Raw genomic sequence first — 18,679 nt, forward strand, 5'->3', positions numbered from 1 at the left:
GCCTGTCAGGCCTTTTTCAGGCCCATGCCCACCAAAAAAGTTTCTGACGAACGGTCCCGCGAGGCCTTGGGTTTAAACGGTTTGACCGTGACAAAGGCCGCCTTGAAACGCTGCACCACATCGTTGTAACTGCCACCGTGGAACACCTTGGCCACCAACGCCCCCTGGGGCTTCATGTGGTTTTGGGCAAATTCAATCGCCAGTTCCACCAGGTATTCAATACGCGCCGCGTCTGCGGACGATATACCCGACAGGTTGGGCGCCATGTCCGATACCACCAGATCGGCCTGTTTGCCACCCAAAGCGGTCTCCAGCAGCGCCAGGGTGTCGGCCTCGCGGAAATCCCCCTGGATGAAGGTCACACCCTCGATGGGCTCCATGGGCAGCAGGTCCAACCCGATGATGGTGCCATTCATCTCCCCCACGGCAGCCCCGTTGGGCGACATGCGGCGGCGCAGGTACTGGCTCCACGCACCGGGTGTGCAACCCAGGTCCACCACCAATTGGCCCGCCTTCACCAGGTGCAAGGTTTCGTCGATTTCCTTGAGTTTGTAGGCTGCGCGCGCGCGGTACCCCTCCTTGTTGGCCAACTTCACATAGGGGTCGTTGATATGGTCGTGTAACCAAGCCTTGTTGACCTTTTTGTTGCCGGCCCTGTTATCCGGCTTGCTACTTTTGCTCTGCGTATTCATTGCGTCGATAATACCCACATGCCCCAAATACAACTAACTCCCGCCCAGCGCAAGGATCATCGCGCTGAAGCCCACCACCTGGACCCCGTGGTCATGGTGGGTGGCGATGGCCTGACGGCCAACGTCAAAAAAGAAATCGATGCGGCCCTCAACGCCCACGGCCTGATCAAGGTCCGCGTGTTTTCGGACGATCGCGCCGCCCGCGAAGAGATGTTCAAAACCCTGGCGGACGAGCTCAATGCCGCGCCCATCCAGCACATCGGCAAGCTGTTGGTGCTGTGGCGCCCCCAGCCCGAGAAGGAAAAAGTCGTCTCCGAGGACCGCAAGCCGGGCCCACGTGATTTCAAGGTCTTGAAGTTTGGCCGCCCCGGCCAGCGCCCCGAGGTGAAAACCCTGCGCGTGCTGGGCAACCAGCGCCTCACGCCCGGTGGCAACGTCAAACGTGCCAAACCGAAGCCCAAAACCAGTCTGAAGAAACGCAGCCAGACCTGAAATTCGGGTCTGTTGAACATGACAACCGGAGCCTGGTGCTCCGGTTTTTTTATGCCGATTCGGAAGGTGTGTGTGGCGCGTGAATCGCAGCCGCCGCCAGTTTGCCAAACACGACCAATGCACACACCCACTGCCCCACATACATGGCCGTGCCCACCCGGTGCCAGAGCGCCAGGTTGTCGCGTGCCACGATGCGAGGCGCCACCGCCAGCTCCACCAGGAGCGCCAGCAAGACACCAGCCACTACAAAAAGAGTAGCTGCTCGCGCAGTATCCACGGGGGTTAGTGCACGATTTGATCTAAAAACCATGAGCAACAAGGCGCCACACACGACCGACACCCAGGTCTGCGCGGCAAACAGTTTGGCGGCCATCTGCCCCGCCAGGGCCGGTGTTGGCAGGTACACAAACAACATCGGCACCACCATCAAACCCAGCACACCCAGGCTCATGGCCCAAGCCGCAGCCAGCCAAACGGGCAGTTGGCGCATCAGATGTACTGAACCGCCACAACCTCGTAGGCACGGTCCCCACCGGGCGCCTGCACCACGGCTGTGTCGCCTTCCACCTTGCCGATCAGGGCGCGGGCAATCGGACTGCCGATGTTGATCAGGCCTTGCTTGAGGTCGGCCTCGTCTTCGCCCACGATCTGGTACTTCACGCGCTGGCCAGAGTCTTCGTCTTCCAGCTCCACGGTGGCGCCAAACACCACACGGCCGTCGGCCTGGATGCTGGAGGGATCAATCACCTGGGCGGCGGACAACTTGCCCTCCACTTCCTGGATGCGGCCTTCGATAAAGCCCTGGCGTTCCTTGGCTGCGTCGTAGTCGGCGTTTTCGCTCAGGTCGCCCTGGGCACGCGCCTCGGCAATGGCCTGGATGACGGAGGGGCGCTCGACGGTTTTGAGTTTGTGCAACTCGGCCTTGAGCATGTCAGCGCCGCGTTTGGTGATGGGATAGGTTGCCATGGAGTCTCTAACTAGGTATTTTGGTGGCCTCAAAGTACAAGGACAGTGCGGCGCTTGCGCGCGGCACTGTCCTATGCGGTTGGCAAGATTATGCCAACTTATCCGCCCATCATTCAAGCCTGAAGTTCAGCGTGCATTTCCTGCACAGAGATGACACCCAGGTTGTCCAGGTACTTCATGCCTTGCACCGCGGCTTCGGCACCGGCGATGGTCGTGTACGTGGTGACACGGGCCAGCAAAGCCGAGGTGCGGATCTGGCGGGAATCGGCGATCGCGTTGCGGCGCTCTTCCACGGTGTTGACTACCATGGAGATTTCTTCGTTCTTGATCATGTCCACGATGTGCGGGCGGCCTTCGGCCACCTTGTTCACCACACCACAGGCCACGCCGGCTGCGTTGATAGCGGCTGCCGTGCCCTTGGTGGCCACGATCTCAAAGCCCATGGCCGCCAGGCTGCGCGCCACTTCCACAGCGCGCGGCTTGTCGGTTTGTTTGACCGAGATAAAGGCCTTGCCGCCGCGTGGCAACTTGGCGCCTGCGCCCAGCTGCGACTTCACAAAAGCTTCGCCAAAGGTCTTGCCCACGCCCATCACTTCGCCGGTGGACTTCATCTCGGGGCCGAGGATGGTGTCCACACCGGGGAACTTCACAAACGGGAACACGGCTTCCTTCACGCTGAAGTACGGCGGTGTCACTTCCTTGCCGATGCCCTGGCTGGCCAGCGTCTGGCCGGCCATACAACGTGCGGCCACCTTGGCCAGTTGGATGCCCGTGGCTTTGGAAACGAAAGGCACGGTACGGCTGGCGCGAGGGTTCACCTCCAACACGTAGATCACGTCCTTGCCGTCCACGTTCTGGATGGCGAACTGCACGTTCATCAGGCCCACCACGTTCAGGGCACCGGCCATGGCCTTGGTCTGGCGCTTGATTTCGGCCACAGTGTCAGCACCCAGGCTGTAGGGAGGCAGCGAGCAGGCAGAGTCACCACTGTGCACGCCCGCTTGCTCGATGTGTTCCATCACACCACCGATGAAGGTGTCGCCCGAACCATCGCGGATGCAGTCCACATCGCACTCGATGGCGTCGTTCAGGAAACGGTCCAGCAGCACAGGTGAGTCGTTGCTCACCTTGACGGCTTCGCGCATGTAACGCTCCAGATCACGCTGCTCGTGCACGATTTCCATCGCACGGCCGCCCAGCACGTAGCTGGGACGCACTACCAGGGGGTAGCCCAGGGCGGCAGCTTTTTCCAGCGCTTCAGGCTCGGTGCGGGCCGTGGCGTTGGGCGGCTGGCGCAGCTTCAGTTCGTGCAGCAGCTTCTGGAAGCGCTCACGGTCTTCGGCCGCGTCAATCATGTCGGGTGTGGTGCCGATAATGGGCACGCCGTTGGCTTCCAGATCGAGTGCGAGTTTCAAAGGCGTTTGGCCACCGTATTGCACGATCACGCCAACGGGTTTTTCCTTGTCCACGATTTCCAGCACGTCTTCCAGCGTCAGCGGTTCGAAGTACAGGCGGTCGGACGTGTCGTAGTCGGTGGACACCGTTTCTGGGTTGCAGTTGACCATGATGGTCTCGTACCCGTCCTCGCGCATCGCTAGCGCTGCGTGCACGCAGCAGTAGTCAAACTCGATACCCTGGCCAATGCGGTTGGGGCCACCGCCCAGCACCATGATCTTCTTCTTGTCCGTCGGCGCTGCTTCGCACTCGGAGCCTTCGGCCTCGTAGGTCGAATACATGTAGGCCGTGTTGGTGGAGAACTCGGCCGCGCAGGTGTCCACGCGCTTGTAGACAGGGCGCACGCCCAGGGCGCGGCGCTTTTCGCGCACAGCCTTGTCAGTCGTCTTGAACTGGCGCGCCAAACGGCGGTCCGAGAAGCCTTTTTGCTTCAGGGCACGCAGGGTGGGCGCATCGATGTTGTCCAGGGCGCTGCCCACGGCAGGCTGGGGCAGGCGCTCGATTTCGAGCTCCAGCTTCACGATCTGCTCGATCTGCACCAGGAACCAAGGGTCGATCTTGGTCAGCGCGAACACTTCGTCCACGCTCATGCCCTGGGCAAACGCATCGCCCACATACCAGATGCGCTCTGGGCCGGGTTCGCCCAGCTCTTTTTCCAGCACTTCGCGGTCCTGGGTCTTCTCGTTCATGCCGTCCACGCCCACTTCCAGGCCGCGCAGGGCCTTCTGGAAGGATTCCTGGAAGGTGCGGCCCATGGCCATCACTTCACCCACGCTCTTCATCTGCGTGGTCAGGCGGCTGTCGGCAGTAGGGAATTTCTCGAATGCAAATCGTGGGATCTTGGTGACCACGTAGTCGATGGAAGGCTCGAACGATGCAGGGGTAGCACCGCCGGTGATGTCGTTGCGCAGCTCGTCCAGGGTGAAGCCAACAGCCAGCTTGGCTGCCACCTTGGCGATCGGGAAGCCGGTAGCCTTGGACGCCAATGCAGAGGAACGCGACACGCGCGGGTTCATCTCGATCACGACCATGCGGCCGTCGACCGGGTTAATGGAGAACTGCACGTTCGAGCCGCCGGTGTCCACGCCGATTTCGCGCAACACAGCCAGCGACGCATTGCGCAGGATCTGGTATTCCTTGTCGGTCAGCGTTTGCGCAGGGGCCACGGTGATGGAGTCACCCGTGTGCACGCCCATGGGGTCCAGGTTTTCGATGGAGCAGACGATGATGCAGTTGTCCGCCTTGTCGCGCACCACTTCCATCTCGTACTCTTTCCAGCCGAGCAGCGACTCTTCAATCAGCAGCTCGTTGGTAGGCGAGGCTTCCAGGCCGCGCTTGCAAATGGTCTCGAACTCTTCGGAGTTGTAGGCAATGCCGCCGCCCGTGCCACCCAGCGTGAAGCTAGGGCGAATGACGGTGGGAAAGCCCAGCGTCTTTTGCACAGTCCAGGCTTCTTCCATGCTGTGGGCAATACCCGAGCGTGCGGAACCCAGACCGATCTTGGTCATGGCGTCTTTGAACTTCAGACGGTCTTCGGCCTTGTCGATGGCCTCAGGTGTGGCACCAATCAGCTCGACCTTGTACTTGTCCAACACACCGTGGTGCCACAGGTCCAGCGCGCAGTTCAGCGCGGTCTGGCCGCCCATGGTCGGCAGGATGGCGTCGGGTTTTTCCTTGGCGATGATCTTCTCGACCGTCTGCCAGGTGATGGGCTCGATGTAAGTGACGTCGGCCGTGGCCGGGTCGGTCATGATCGTGGCGGGGTTGCTGTTGATCAAAATGACCTTGTAGCCCTCTTCACGCAATGCCTTGCACGCTTGCACGCCGGAGTAGTCGAACTCACAGGCCTGGCCAATGATGATGGGGCCGGCGCCGATGATGAGAATGCTTTTGATGTCGGTACGTTTTGGCATGGTGAGACTCGTAGCTTTTAGGCTCTTTACGTTTTAATTAATTCAGGCTCGCGGTGGCCAGCTTGGCGCCGAACCACACAAACAGGCCGCCCACGGCACTGGACAGGCTGGCGCTCAGGCGCTTGCGGCGACCAAAGCCCTGGGCCAGGCGGGCGCCGGCAAAAATCAGGGCAGACAAATACAGCGCGCTGAACACCATGATGATGGCGCTCAGGATCAGGAAGGGCACGGCCGGCGTGTCGTAGCTGGGGTCGATGAACTGCACGAAGAAGGACAGCAAGAACAGAATCGCCTTCGGGTTCAGCAGGCTGATGACCAGGGCGCGCTTGAAGGGCTGCTGCAGGTTGGCAGTAGCTTCTGCCACCGCGGCGTCTGCCGACAGATCCACCTTGCTGTGGCTGCGCCATTTCTTCACAGCAGCAATGAACAGGTTCACACCCACCCAGGTCAGGTAGGCCGCGCCTGCGTACTTCACGACCATGAACAGGGCCGGGTAGGTGCGCAGCAGGCTGGCAGCGCCCAGCGCGGTGAGCAACAGCAAAATCGTGTCACCCACAAACACACCCATGGCACCCTGGTAGCCTGCCTTGACGCCGCGCACGGTGGCCACCGACAGAACAAACAGCGAGTTGGGGCCGGGCAGCAAGATGATGCCCAAAGCGCCTATCACGTAGGTCCAAAGGTCGGTGACACCGTAGAAGCTCATGCTGCTTATCCTGCCTTCTTTTCCATCTCGGTGATGAAGCGGTCGAACAGGTAACCGATGTCGTGCGGGCCGGGCGATGCCTCGGGGTGGCCCTGGAAGCAGAACGCGGGCTTGTCGGTGCGCTCCAGCCCTTGCAGCGTGTTGTCAAACAGGCTGATGTGCGTGGGGCGCAGGTTGGTGGGCAGGGTCTTCTCGTCCACCGCAAAACCGTGGTTCTGGCTGGTGATCGACACGCGGCCGCTGTCCAGGTCTTTCACCGGGTGGTTGGCACCGTGGTGGCCAAACTTCATTTTGAAGGTCTTGGCACCGCTGGCCAAGGCCATGATCTGGTGGCCCAGGCAGATGCCGAAGGTGGGCGTACCGGTTTCGATCAGTTCTTTGGCCGCGGCAATGGCGTAGTCGCACGGCTCGGGATCGCCAGGGCCGTTGGACAGGAAGATACCGTTCGGGTTGAGCTTGAGCACCTCGGCAGCGGATGTTTGCGCAGGCACCACAGTGACTTTACAACCGCGCTCAGCCAGCATGCGCAGGATGTTTTTCTTCACGCCGAAGTCGTACGCGACCACATGGAACTTGGGGGCGGTTTGTTGGCCGTAGCCTTCGCCCAGTGTCCATTCGGATTCGGTCCAGCCATAACTCTCGGTGCTGGAAACGACCTTGGCCAGATCCAGGCCGGCCATGCTGGGTGCGCCCTTGGCAGCGGCCACAGCCTTTTCAATGGCTTCTTTGGTCACCGACTCGCCGGCAGCCAACGCCAAGATGCAGCCGTTTTGCGCGCCCTGGGTACGCAGCTGGCGCGTCAGTTGGCGGGTATCGATGTTGGCAATCGCCACGGTGCCCTCGGCGACCAGGTACTCGGTCAGCGTCTGGGTTTTGCGGAAGTTGCTGGCCACCAGCGGCAGGTCTTTGATGATCAAGCCGGCTGCGAAGACTTTGTGGGACTCCACGTCTTCGGGGTTGACACCGTAGTTGCCGATGTGGGGGTAGGTCAGGGTGACGATCTGCTGGCAATAACTGGGATCGGTGAGGATCTCCTGGTAGCCGGTCATGGAGGTGTTGAACACGACTTCACCGACGGTGGAGCGGGCGGCTCCAATGGAATTGCCAATGTAGACCGTGCCGTCTGCGAGCGCCAAGATGGCGGGTGGGGTAGTTCCCTTGAGAGACAAAAGCACTGGTTTCTCCGGATGGGTTACGGGTACGCCCAAACGCGCTCAAGAATGGCTCTTGGCGGGTGCTGCTGTGAGGGGAAGTTCAGAGGTGCGCTTGGGACGGCTGTTTTCTGGATAGCCTCCAATTATAGCCGAGGCCTCAGCGAAATTCAGTTGCAGGCAAGCTTCAAACTGCTTGCATGCAGGCAAATGGCTGCTGCTGCTGCCACGTTAAGCGACTCCTCGCCCCCGGGCTGACCGATACGCGCAAACACACTGGCGCGGGCCATCAATTCAGCCGAGACGCCCTGCCCTTCGTGGCCCATGGCCCAGGCGCAGGGGTGGGGCAAGTCCAGTTTTTGCACCAGATCGCCCTGATGGGAGCTGGTGACCACCAGAGGAACGGCCAAGGCATCCAGATCGGACAGCGCCAGCCCCTCCACCAAGTGCAGACCAAAGTGCGCGCCCATGCCGGCGCGGAGCACCTTGGGACTCCAGAGCGCCGCCGTGCCCTTGAGCGCCAACACCTGGCGAAAACCGAATGCCCCGGCGCTACGCAGGATGGAACCGACATTGCCCGCGTCCTGCACACGGTCCAGGATGACCGTAGCCGCGCCCGGCTGCAACACGGTGTTGAGCGGCAGGTCCAGCACAAAGCCCACCTTAGCGGGCGACTCCAGACCACTCAACTCGCGGAACAAGGCGTCCGGAATTACTATGATTTTTATAGCTGCTTGCGCATACTCCACGGGGGCTAGAGGCCAAAATGACTCTGAAACTACCAGTACAGAGGGCTTCAAGCCGCGGTGCAAAACAGCGCTACACAGGTGGTCGCCCTCCACCCAGAAGCGCCCCGCCTTGCGGTAGGCCGTGTTGTCGGTGCTGAGCTTGCGCAGCTCCTTGAGCAGCGTGTTCTCGCGCGAAGTGACAAAAACAGGTTCGCTCATGGGAAAGCCTGCAACACCTGGGTGACGGGAGCAAAAGTTTTGCGGTGCTCGGGGCAGGCGCCATGCGCCTTGAGGGCCGCCAGGTGCTCGGCCGTCCCATAGCCTTTGTGGCCCGCAAAGCCATACTGCGGGTACTGCTGATCCAGCGTGGCACACCAGCGGTCACGCGTCACCTTGGCCAGAATGGATGCAGCGGAAATGGCAGGTACCGTGGCGTCGCCGCGCACGATGGCCTCGGCCAGCACATCCAGCACCGGCAGGCGGTTGCCATCCACCAGCACCTTGGCGGGTTTAAGGCGCAGGCCCTCCACGGCGCGGCGCATGGCCAGCATGGTGGCCTGAAGGATATTGATTTCGTCGATTTCCTCCACGCTGGCCTGCGCAATCGAACAGCACAGCGCCTTGGCGCGGATTTCGTCGAACAGCTTTTCGCGCCGCAGTGCAGTGAGCTTCTTGGAATCGTTGAGGCCGGCAATCGGATTGAGGTCATCCAGAATCACCGCAGCGGCCACCACGGGCCCGGCCAGCGGGCCGCGGCCGGCCTCGTCCACGCCGGCAATTAACCCGGGCAAGTCCCAGACAAAGGCGACCTGCTGGGCAGGCTCAGGCTTGGAGGACTTTTTCGATGGCATCGGCGGCAAGGGTGGCGGTGTCGCGCTGCAAGGTGGCATGCAGCGCGGTGAAGGTGGTATGCAAGGCTGCTATTTTCGCAGGATCAGAAGTGCGCGCATCCAGCCAGGCCAACACTTCGCGCGCCAGTGCCTCGGGCGTGGCAGCGTCCTGCAGCAGCTCGGGCACCACAAAACGCTGGCACAGAATATTGGGCAAGCCCACCCAGGGCTGCAGACGCTTGCGCCGCATGATCTGCCAGGACAGCCAGGCCATGTGGTACCCGATGACCATGGGGCGCTTGAACAGCGCGGCCTCCAGCGTGGCGGTGCCGCTGGCAATCAGCGTGACGTCGCAAGCCGCCAGTGCGGTGTGGGACTGGCCAGTGAGCAACTGCAAGCGACCTTGCATGCCGCTCTGCTGCGCCAAAGCTTCGATCTCGGGTAGCAGGCCGGGCACGCACGGTACTATGAATTTTGTAGCTGGCTGCGCAGATTGGACGAGGGCTGCAGCCTGAAAGAAGCGTAAGGCCAGATGGCGAATCTCGGACTGACGGCTGCCCGGCAGGATGGCGACGACCGCATCGTCATCTGTGAGGCCCAAGGCGCGGCGAGCCGCAGCCCTATCCGGCTCCATGGGGATGACGTTAGCCAGAGGGTGGCCCACATAGGTGGCGGCAATGCCGTGGGCTGCCAACAACTGGGGCTCGAACGGGAAGATGCACAACACATGGTCGGTGCTGCGGCGGATTTTTTCCACCCGCTCGGGGCGCCAGGCCCAGATGGACGGGCAGACGAAATGCACGGTCTTGACGCCCTGCCCTTTGAGCCGCGCTTCCAGGTCCAGATTGAAGTCGGGCGCGTCCACGCCGATGAACACGTCGGGCTTGTGCGCCAGCAAACGGTCACCCAGCTGCCGGCGGATGCCCACGATTTCGCGGTAACGCTTGAGTAGCTCCCAGCTAAAGCCGTGCACGGCCAGCTTGTGGTGCGGCCACCAGGCCAGAAAGCCCTGCTTGGCCATCTGCGGGCCGCCTATGCCCTGTGCGACTGCTGTAGGCCAGCGCTGGTGCACACCACCGAGCAGCAAGCCGGCCAGCAGGTCGCCCGATGCCTCCCCCGCCACCATGGCCACCGTGGGGGCGCCAACAGGGGCGTGGGACGGGCTCATACCTGGACGAAACTGTGCTTAGCGAACGATGCCGCGCTGGGCGGACACGGCACTGAGGAAGCCATTCATCATGGCCACATCGGGTGCCGTTTCTGGTTGCATGGCTTCAAGTTCGGCAATGCGCTGCTTGGCCTGCTCCAGCGTCAGGTCGTCGCGGTACAGGGCCTTGTGCATGGCCTTGACCCCCGAAATGCGCTCAGGCGAGAAGCCACGGCGGCGCAGGCCTTCAAAGTTCATGGAACGGGCCGCAGCCGGTTGGCCCTGGCACATCACAAACGGCGGCAGGTCAGCGAACAACAACGAGCACATGGCCGTCATGCTGTGGGCTCCGAGGCGCACAAACTGGTGCACCACGGTAAAGCCGCCCAGGATCACCCAGTCGCCCACGTGCACGTGGCCAGCCAACTGCGAGTTATTGGCAAAAATCACGTTATTGCCTATCAGGCAGTCGTGCGCAAGGTGCACATAAGCCATGATCCAGTTGTCATTGCCCAGCACCGTCTTGCCCACATCGCCGGGCGAGCCGATGTTGAAGGTGCAAAACTCGCGGATGGTGTTGCGGTCACCAATGATCAGCTCGCAGGGCTCGCCCGCGTACTTCTTGTCCTGCGGAATCGCACCCAGCGAGTTGAACTGGAAAATGCGGTTGTCTTGGCCAATGGTGGTGTGGCCTTCGATCACGCAGTGCGGGCCTACCGTGGTGCCGGCACCAATGCGCACATGCGGGCCGATGACGGTGTAGGGCCCGACGGTCACCGAGCTGTCGAGCTCGGCCTTGGGGTCGATGATGGCAGTGGCGTGAATAGCAGACACGCGCACCTCTCAGGCAATCGCGCGCATGGCGCAGGTCAGCTCGGCTTCACAAGCCAGCTCATCACCGACGGTCGCGCGGGTCTTGAACTTGAAAATACCGGCTTTCATGCGCAGCAACTCCACGTTCAAAATCAGTTGGTCACCCGGCTCAACCGGGCGCTTGAAACGCGCGCCATCAATGCCCGCAAAGTAATACACCATCTGGTCATTGGGCGAGGTGTCCAAAGCATCAAAGGCCAGCAAGGCCGCGGCCTGGGCCAGCGCCTCCAGCATCAACACGCCCGGCATCACGGGACGGTGCGGAAAGTGGCCTTCAAAAAAAGGCTCGTTGATGGTGACGTTTTTCAAGGCCTTGATGGTCTTGCCCTTGTCCAGCTCCAGCACGCGGTCCACCAGGAGGAAGGGGTAACGGTGCGGCAGTTGCTTGAGAATTTTGTGGATGTCCATCATTTAGGTAACTCTTTTTCCAAGGTTTTGATACGGTCGCGCAGGCTGTGCAACTGCTTCAGCGTTGCAGCATTGCGCTCCCACGAGGCGTTCTCGTCAATCGGGAACATGCCGGTGTAATGACCGGGCTTCAAAATCGATTTACTGACTACCGTGGCAGCCGAAATATGCACATTGGCACCCAGCGTCAAATGGCCCAGCACAATGGCGCCACCGCCAATGGTGCAATTGGGTCCGATGGTGGCGGACCCCGCCACGCCCACGCAACCGGCCATGGCCGTGTTGCGCCCCACCCGCACGTTGTGGCCGATCTGGATCAGATTGTCCAGTTTCACGCCGTCTTCAATAACCGTGTCTTGCAAGGCACCGCGGTCGATACAGGTGTTGGCGCCAATTTCCACGTCGTCACCAATCTGCACCGCACCGAGCTGCTCAATCTTCTCCCAGCGCTCGCCATCCTGGGCAAAACCAAAACCATCCGCGCCGATGACCACGCCCACGTGCAGGATGCAACGTGCGCCCACCACGCAGTCTTCGCCCACGGTCACACGGGACTTGAGCACGGTGTGGGCGCCAATACGCGCTCCGGCCTCCACCACACACAGCGGACCGATGCGGGCCGTGGGATCCACCACCGCCGTAGCATCGACCACCGCACTGGGATGCACCAATGACACCGCCTTGCCGGACCCATCGCCCCCGGCCAAGTCCCGCTGCTGTTTCCACAACTGGGTGACCTTGGCGAAATACAGATACGGCTGGGCAGTGACGATGCAGGCACCGCGTGCCAGCGCAGCATCGCGCAGGGCTGGCGACACAATGACACAGGCGGCCCGGGAGGCCGCCAGCTGTTGTTGGTATTTGGGGTTGCTCAGAAAACTCAGGTCTTGGGGGGTAGCTGCCTCTAACGAAGCCAGCCTCGTGATGACGCATGCTGCATCACCGTGCAGCTCCCCACCCAACACCCGCACTATGGAAGCGAGGTCCATGCCTTCCCCCCGCATGCGGCAATCCAAGGCTTACTTGGCGCCAGAATTAAGAATCTTCAGAACCTTCTCGGTGATGTCATGGCGTGCATTGCTGTACACCACTTCCTGAATCACCAGATCGTACTTCTCGGCCTCCGCCACTTGCTTGACGGCCTTGTTGGCTTTGTCCAGCACCTGCTGCAACTCTTCATTGCGGCGGCCGTTCAGGTCTTCCTGAAACTCGCGCTGCTTGCGTTGGAAGTCGCGGCTTTGCTCAGCAAATTCTTTCTGGCGGGTGACACGTTGCGTCTCGGTCAGCGTAGGCGCATCACGTTCAAAACGGTCGCTCATGGTCTTCAGGGCCGTTTGCTGGTCGCCAAGCTCTTTCTGGCGCTTGGAGAACTCCAACTCCAGCTTGGCCTGGGCGGCTTTGGCAGGCCCAGACTCGGTGGTGATGCGCTGGGTGTTGATGTAGCCAATCTTGGAGTCTTGGGCATAGGCACCCACGGAGGCCAACGCCAGAACCAGTGCGACACCCCACATTGCTTTAACGTGTTTCATTAGAAAGTTGTTCCGATTTGGAATTGAAGACTTTGGATTTTATCGCCTTCAAATTTGGTGATAGGACGGGCGAAGGCCAAGCGCAGAGGCCCGACTGGAGAAATCCAGCTGATACCGACGCCAAACGAGGAACGCATATCGCCCAACTGAATGGACTCATCAGCGCCATAAATACCGCCTGCATCGACGAAACCGTAAACGCGCAGGGTGCGGTCGTTGCCGCCGCCTGGCAAAGGCGCCAACAATTCACCGTTGAAGGTAATCCGCTTGGTGCCACCAGTTGCAGTCAAAGAGCCAGCGCGTTGCGCTGCGGTGGTCAAGCTACCCTGCTCAAACCCGCGCACCGACCCCAAACCGCCTGCGTAGTAATTTTTGAACACCGGATAGGTGGTGTTACCAGTTGCAGCGCCCATGGCAATTTCCGAGTTGAAAGCAGCCGTCACCTTGCGGGAAATGGGAAAAAACTGCTGGTACTGGGCAGTACCACGTGCATAACGCAGATCACCGCCCACACTCCACTCCGCACTGGTGCGTAAAACCTTGCCGGTGCTGGGTACCAAGGCGCTATCACGCGTATCCCGCGACCAACCCAGCGTCAAAGGAAGCGCCGTGCTGCTGTAACCAAACTCGTTGGCATAGTCTTGGTACACGGTAGGCAGGAGTGTCCCTGGAATGATGCGGGTGCGGTCGGCGCCTACACCGAGGTAGATGGTGTCCGAATCGGTAAACGGAATACCAAACCGCACAGCGGCGCCGGTAGTTTCGATGGCATAGGTGTCAACGTCGTCATAAGGACGGGACGTGCGCTGGTACACATCAATAGAGCGTGAAACGCCGTCTTCGGTGAAGTAAGGATTGGTCGTACTGAACACCACCGTACGGTTGGTTTTGCTGGTGTTCACTTCAACTCCGAGGGAGTTGCCAGAACCAAAGGCGTTTTCCTGCTTGAAGCCGAAAGACAAACCTAGACCATCCGAACTCGAAATGCCAGCACCCAAGCTGATGCTGCCCGTGGGTTTCTCCGCAACGTTCACCGTCAAGTCCACCTGATCCGGCGCACCAGACACCTCCTGGGTTTCGATGCCAACTTCGGTGAAATAGCCCAACCGGTCCACCCGGTTGCGGGACTGGCGGATCTTCTCACCGTCGTACCACGCGGCCTCCAACTGACGGAACTCCCGGCGAATCACTTCGTCACGGGTTCTGTCGTTACCTGCCACATTGATGCGGCGCACATACACACGGCGCGATGGCTCCGCCACCAGAGTAAGCGCCACGCGGTTGGTGCTGCGGTCAATGTCAGTGCGTGCCTCAGTTCTGGCAAACGCATAGCCGAAGTTAGCGAAGTAATCGTTGAACGCCTTGGTCGTTTGTGTCACCTCACTGGCGTTATAAGCCTCTCCAGCCTTGATGGTAATTAGGGACTGGAACTCTTCATCTTTGGCCAAGTAGTTGCCGGCCAGCTTGATGCCGGACACAACAAAACGTTCACCCTCAGTCACGTTGATGGTGATGTCAATGTCTTGTTTGTTCGGCGAGATAGCAACCTGGGTCGAATCAACTTTGAACTCAAGGTAACCACGCGACAGGTAGTACGAGCGCAAGGACTCGATATCGGCATTGAGTTTGGTACGGGAGTAACGGTTGGACTTGGTGTACCAGCTCAGCCAATTGCCGGTATCGGAGTCAAACAAGTCCCGCAGAGTGCTTTGGGAAAAGGCCTTTGCCCCCGCAATCTTTATGTCATTGATCTTGGCGGTATCACCCTCAACAACCGCAAAGCTCAGGTTGACACGGTTGCGCTCAATCGGTGTGACTGTGGTGACCACCTCGGTCGCGTACATACTCTTATTGATGTACTGACGCTTCAGTTCTTGCTCGGCACGATCCACGAGCGCCTTGTCAAAAGGACGCCCCTCTGTCAAACCAGTCTCACGCAGTGCTTTTTTGAGCACGTCCTTGTCAAACTCCCGGGTACCTGTGAAATCCACATCTGCGACCGTAGGGCGCTCTTCCACAATGACCACCAACACCCCATTGTTGGCCTCAATCCGAACATCCTTGAACAAGCCCAAGCCAAACAGGGCACGAATGGAGGCTGCCGCCTTGTCATCGGTATAGGTATCGCCCACACGCACAGGCAGTGATGCAAAAATGGTTCCGGCTTCGACCCGCTGCAATCCTTCCACCCGGATGTCACGCACCGAGAATGGCTCCAATGCCATGGCTGCCTGGGCAAGCACACCAAGTGCCAAGGAACATGCCACAGCACGCAAAGAAGATCGTTTGAAATACATAGTTGCCAGTTCTAATAGTGTGGACTGCACGGCCTGGTGGCTCGCGCTCAACTCAACAGTTGTGCCACATCGTTGAATACCGCAATCGACATCATTGCCAAGAGCACACCCAAGCCAGCACGTTGCAGGTAACCCATCCAGGCGTCTGACACCGGGCGCCCTGTCAACGACTCCCAAAGATAATACATCAGGTGTCCTCCATCGAGCACGGGGATAGGCAGCAAATTGAGCACCCCCAGGCTGATGCTGATCAAGGCCAAAAACACCAGGTACTGGGACCACCCAACTGCAGCCGACTTGCCTGCGTAATCAGCAATCGTCAGCGGGCCACTCAGGTTCTTGAGGGACGCCTCGCCCACCACCATCTTGCCCATCATCTTCAGTGTCAACAACGACACCTCCCAGGTACGTGCCAAAGAGCGCGTGAACCCTTCCCACACACCGTAGCGTACAACCACCGTAGCGGGTTTGGCCCCCACCATGGCGTTCACACGTCCAATGGCCACCCCTTGCACCAACTCTCGGCGTGGTGTCACGGGCAGCAACAGCTGCCGCCCCCCGCGATCCAGCTGCCAACGCTGGGCAGCCATTGGCTCTTGCTCACCTGCAGTACGAATCAACTCGCGCAGCTGCGCTGCATCGGCCATCACCACACCATCCACAGAGATGACCAGATCGCCGGCTTGCAAGCCGGCCTCCGCCGCCGCACCATCAGGCATCACTTCACCAATCTGTGGCGCAGACAAAGGACCTTGCCATCCAATGGCCATGAACAAACTCGCATCAGCAAAACGGGTATCCAGCGTCTCCAGTTTCAGGGTTTTACGCAGCACCGTGTCTACCGCAGTCTGCGTCGGGCCAGGCTCACGGTGCTCGACAATCAAGCTGTTTTTTGCCAATGCCGCCTGCGTCAACCACCAGCGAAAATCCTCAAACGAACGCACGGGCTCCAGAGCACCTGCATCGGTCCCCGCAGCCAATACACGCTCGCCGCCCGTAAATCCGGCTTGGGCCGCAACGGAACCCGCCAAAGGCCGAGACAGCACCGCGTCCAGTTGGGTTGACCCCGACCAATACACAACGCAGTAAAGCAAGATTGCCAAAACCAAGTTCGCAATAGGACCCGCTGCCACGATGGCCGACCGCGTTCTCAGGCTCTGGGTGTTAAAAGCACGGTGTGATTCGGCAGGATCCACGGGGCCTTCCCGCCCATCCAGCATTTTGACGTACCCGCCAAGCGGCAAGGCGCACAGAACAAACTCCGTTCCCGTGCGCGCCGAGGTCTTGCCCCACAGCTTGGGACCAAAACCAATCGAGAAACGCAACACTTTGACGCCGGAGGCCACGGCCATGCGGTAGTGCCCCCACTCATGCACCGCAATCAGAATCGCGATGGCAAAGATGAAGGCGGCAATGGTCAGCATGGCGGCAATCCTTGGGGTTCAGCGCGCCAGTCTGCGCACCACTTGCTCAGCAATGCGTCTGGCAGAGCCATCAATTTCCAGAAGATCCTCAATCGAAACAGGGAGTCCAAACTGGGTTGCAGCCATCGTCTCCAAGTTCACTTGGTGGATGTGGTCAAAACGGATCTGGCGATTCAAAAAAGCTGCGACAGCAATTTCGTTGGCGGCGTTGAGTACTGCCGTAGTTCCCTGGGGTCCTGCCATCGCATCCCATGCCAGTTGCAAACCGGGAAAACGCTCCTGGTGCCCGTGCGCATGAATGGCCTCAAAACTCAAACCAGCCAGTTGGGAAAAATCGATGGCGGCGGAGCCAGAAACCACACGTTGTGGCCAAGACAACCCATAAGCGATGGGGCCACGCATATCGGGTGTGCCAAGCTGCGCCACCACCGAGTGATCAACAAACTGCACCATGGAGTGAATAACACTCTGCGGGTGAATCACCACTTCAATACGTTCCGGTGGCACACCAAACAGGTACCGTGCCTCTATCACTTCGAGTGCCTTGTTCATCATGGTGGCAGAGTCCACCGAGATTTTCCGCCCCATCACCCAATTGGGGTGGGCGCAGGCCTCTTCCGGAGAGACATCACACAACGTCGAGGGCGCTCGGGTACGGAAGGGTCCACCAGACGCCGTCAAGATGATTTTGTCCACAGTGGAGGCCCACAGTGAGCGACTCTCGGGCAAGGATTGAAAAATCGCCGAATGCTCACTGTCGATGGGCAACAGGGTGGCACCACCGGATTGCACCGCGTCCATAAACAACTGCCCGCCTACGACCAGTGCCTCCTTGTTGGCCAGGAGTAGGCGCTTACCCGCCCTGGCTGCTGCCATGCAGGATGGCAAGCCAGCCGCGCCCACAATGGCCGCCATCACCGTGTCGGCCTCTGGGTGTGCAGCCACTGTTTCAAGTGCGGCAGCGCCACTGAGCACTCGGGTAGGTACATCGACTGCCTGCAAACGGGTTTGTAATTCCAGCGCATGCTGCTCGCTCACCATCACGGCAAACTGCGGACGGTGGTTCACACACTGCGCCAGCATCACCTCTACATTGGTGGAGGCCGTTAGTGCGAACACCTTGAACTGGGCAGGATGCCGCGCGATCACATCTAGCGTATTCACGCCAATGGAACCGGTCGAGCCCAACACGACCACGTGACGTAACAAGGCACTCATAGCGACTGCAACATCATGGCCATGGGGAGCACAGGCAACAGCGCATCCAGACGGTCCAACACGCCGCCATGGCCGGGCAGAAGGTTGCTGCTGTCTTTGACGCCAGCGCTACGCTTGATCAGGGACTCAACCAAGTCCCCGACCACACTCCAAGCTGTCAACCATATGATGGCAATGGTCATGACCACCCCACCATGCTGCCATAACTTGCCGTAAATGCTGACGCTGTCCAGCACGACCCGCTGCTCCACCTGCATCCAGAACAACGCACACAGTGCCACACCTAGCAAACCACCCAAAACACCTTCCCAGGTTTTGCCTGGGCTGATGGACGGCGCCAATTTGCGCGTGAACAGTTTTCCACCCAGCAGGCGACCTGAAAAATACGCACCGATGTCGGCCACCCACACCAGAACCATCACCGAGAAAAGGAAGTTGATACCAATCACCCGGGCCTGGGTGACAGCCAACCAGGCAGCACACAGACAGGCCACCCCAACCAACCAGCGCACCACTTTATGCACCAGGACCCAACCCGCGGCACCACGGGCCAACAACCAGCTCCCGCCCAAAATCCAGACGGCAGTGACTGTGAGCCATAAAGCCCCGGCACGCACAGGCCCCTGCGTGTAATACAGGAACGCCGCACACACCGCACCGCAGACGGCGCCTGTGGCCAAGGCCCCTTGTGAGCCCAACTGATTCAATCGCGCCCACTCCCAGCCACCCGCGGCAATCAGCAGTGTTGCCACTGCAGCAAACGCCACTGGCTGAGGGTAAAAAACAGCGGGGAGCAGCACTGCCAAAAGCAGCACCGCGGTGATGACTCGTTGCCGCAGCATGGGCAGTC

Annotated in this window: 18 protein-coding genes; 1 reads left to right on the forward strand and 17 read right to left on the reverse strand. The window is 60.1% G+C overall.

Annotated elements, in window-relative coordinates; genetic code table 11:
• Positions 1 to 5: 5 nt before the first annotated feature.
• The gene (locus AC097A_RS01665) at positions 6 to 692 is read right to left on the reverse strand and encodes an RlmE family RNA methyltransferase (protein ID WP_105259693.1); all 687 of its coding nucleotides are present in this window, start codon (positions 690 to 692) and stop codon (positions 6 to 8) included.
• A gap of 18 nt (positions 693 to 710) precedes the next feature.
• Here AC097A_RS01665 and AC097A_RS01670 point away from each other — a divergent pair, with 18 nt between their 5' ends.
• On the forward strand, positions 711 to 1,184 hold the full coding sequence (locus AC097A_RS01670; RefSeq protein WP_105259694.1) for a YhbY family RNA-binding protein: 474 nt from the start codon (positions 711 to 713) through the stop codon (positions 1,182 to 1,184).
• Between the two features lie 49 nt (positions 1,185 to 1,233).
• On the opposite strand, the gene AC097A_RS01675 is transcribed toward AC097A_RS01670, so the two are convergent.
• The 16 genes from AC097A_RS01675 to AC097A_RS01750 form a co-directional block, all read right to left on the reverse strand.
• Entirely contained in the window at positions 1,234 to 1,674 is a 441-nt protein-coding gene (locus tag AC097A_RS01675; protein WP_479619507.1) for a DUF4149 domain-containing protein, read from the reverse strand.
• A complete protein-coding gene (gene greA / locus AC097A_RS01680) occupies positions 1,674 to 2,150 on the reverse strand; it encodes a transcription elongation factor GreA (RefSeq protein ID WP_105259696.1) in 477 nt (158 codons plus the stop codon). Before greA ends, AC097A_RS01675 begins: the two co-directional genes overlap by 1 nt.
• Positions 2,151 to 2,263: 113 nt before the next feature.
• A complete protein-coding gene (gene carB / locus AC097A_RS01685) occupies positions 2,264 to 5,518 on the reverse strand; it encodes a carbamoyl-phosphate synthase large subunit (protein ID WP_479619508.1) in 3,255 nt (1,084 codons plus the stop codon).
• A gap of 37 nt (positions 5,519 to 5,555) precedes the next feature.
• Positions 5,556 to 6,224, reverse strand: coding sequence for a leucine efflux protein LeuE (gene leuE, locus AC097A_RS01690; protein ID WP_105259698.1), 669 nt, complete (start codon positions 6,222 to 6,224; stop codon positions 5,556 to 5,558).
• A 5-nt stretch (positions 6,225 to 6,229) separates the two neighbouring features.
• Entirely contained in the window at positions 6,230 to 7,399 is a 1,170-nt protein-coding gene (gene carA, locus AC097A_RS01695; protein ID WP_479619509.1) for a glutamine-hydrolyzing carbamoyl-phosphate synthase small subunit, read from the reverse strand.
• Positions 7,400 to 7,545: 146 nt separating this feature from the next.
• The gene (locus AC097A_RS01700; RefSeq protein ID WP_479619510.1) at positions 7,546 to 8,322 is read right to left on the reverse strand and encodes a TrmH family RNA methyltransferase; all 777 of its coding nucleotides are present in this window, start codon (positions 8,320 to 8,322) and stop codon (positions 7,546 to 7,548) included.
• Positions 8,319 to 8,954, reverse strand: coding sequence for a ribonuclease HII (gene rnhB / locus AC097A_RS01705; protein WP_105259701.1), 636 nt, complete (start codon positions 8,952 to 8,954; stop codon positions 8,319 to 8,321). The genes AC097A_RS01700 and rnhB overlap by 4 nt, the downstream gene beginning before the upstream one ends.
• Complete coding sequence (gene lpxB, locus AC097A_RS01710) at positions 8,926 to 10,101, reverse strand: lipid-A-disaccharide synthase (RefSeq protein ID WP_479619511.1); 1,176 nt, start codon at positions 10,099 to 10,101, stop codon at positions 8,926 to 8,928. The genes rnhB and lpxB overlap by 29 nt, the downstream gene beginning before the upstream one ends.
• An 18-nt stretch (positions 10,102 to 10,119) precedes the next feature.
• Positions 10,120 to 10,914, reverse strand: a complete 795-nt coding sequence (lpxA, locus tag AC097A_RS01715; RefSeq protein ID WP_479619512.1) for an acyl-ACP--UDP-N-acetylglucosamine O-acyltransferase — start codon at positions 10,912 to 10,914, stop codon at positions 10,120 to 10,122.
• A gap of 9 nt (positions 10,915 to 10,923) precedes the next feature.
• On the reverse strand, positions 10,924 to 11,364 hold the full coding sequence (gene fabZ / locus AC097A_RS01720; RefSeq protein ID WP_479619513.1) for a 3-hydroxyacyl-ACP dehydratase FabZ: 441 nt from the start codon (positions 11,362 to 11,364) through the stop codon (positions 10,924 to 10,926).
• Complete coding sequence (lpxD, locus tag AC097A_RS01725; protein WP_479619514.1) at positions 11,361 to 12,350, reverse strand: UDP-3-O-(3-hydroxymyristoyl)glucosamine N-acyltransferase; 990 nt, start codon at positions 12,348 to 12,350, stop codon at positions 11,361 to 11,363. Before lpxD ends, fabZ begins: the two co-directional genes overlap by 4 nt.
• A gap of 30 nt (positions 12,351 to 12,380) precedes the next feature.
• A complete protein-coding gene (locus tag AC097A_RS01730; protein WP_479619515.1) occupies positions 12,381 to 12,890 on the reverse strand; it encodes an OmpH/Skp family outer membrane protein in 510 nt (169 codons plus the stop codon).
• Positions 12,890 to 15,187 (reverse strand): outer membrane protein assembly factor BamA, encoded by a 2,298-nt coding sequence (gene bamA / locus AC097A_RS01735; protein ID WP_105259705.1) that lies wholly within the window; start codon positions 15,185 to 15,187, stop codon positions 12,890 to 12,892. Before bamA ends, AC097A_RS01730 begins: the two co-directional genes overlap by 1 nt.
• 47 nt (positions 15,188 to 15,234) lie before the next feature.
• The gene (gene rseP, locus AC097A_RS01740; RefSeq protein WP_479619516.1) at positions 15,235 to 16,611 is read right to left on the reverse strand and encodes an RIP metalloprotease RseP; all 1,377 of its coding nucleotides are present in this window, start codon (positions 16,609 to 16,611) and stop codon (positions 15,235 to 15,237) included.
• An 18-nt stretch (positions 16,612 to 16,629) separates the two neighbouring features.
• Positions 16,630 to 17,829 carry a 1-deoxy-D-xylulose-5-phosphate reductoisomerase gene (gene ispC / locus AC097A_RS01745; RefSeq protein WP_479619517.1) on the reverse strand — a complete coding sequence of 400 codons (1,200 nt, stop codon included), beginning with the start codon at positions 17,827 to 17,829 and terminating at the stop codon, positions 16,630 to 16,632.
• The gene (locus AC097A_RS01750; protein ID WP_479619518.1) at positions 17,826 to 18,671 is read right to left on the reverse strand and encodes a phosphatidate cytidylyltransferase; all 846 of its coding nucleotides are present in this window, start codon (positions 18,669 to 18,671) and stop codon (positions 17,826 to 17,828) included. The genes ispC and AC097A_RS01750 overlap by 4 nt, the downstream gene beginning before the upstream one ends.
• Positions 18,672 to 18,679: the final 8 nt, after the last annotated feature.

It is taken from the genome of Rhodoferax sp. XS2R6, assembly GCF_056521365.1.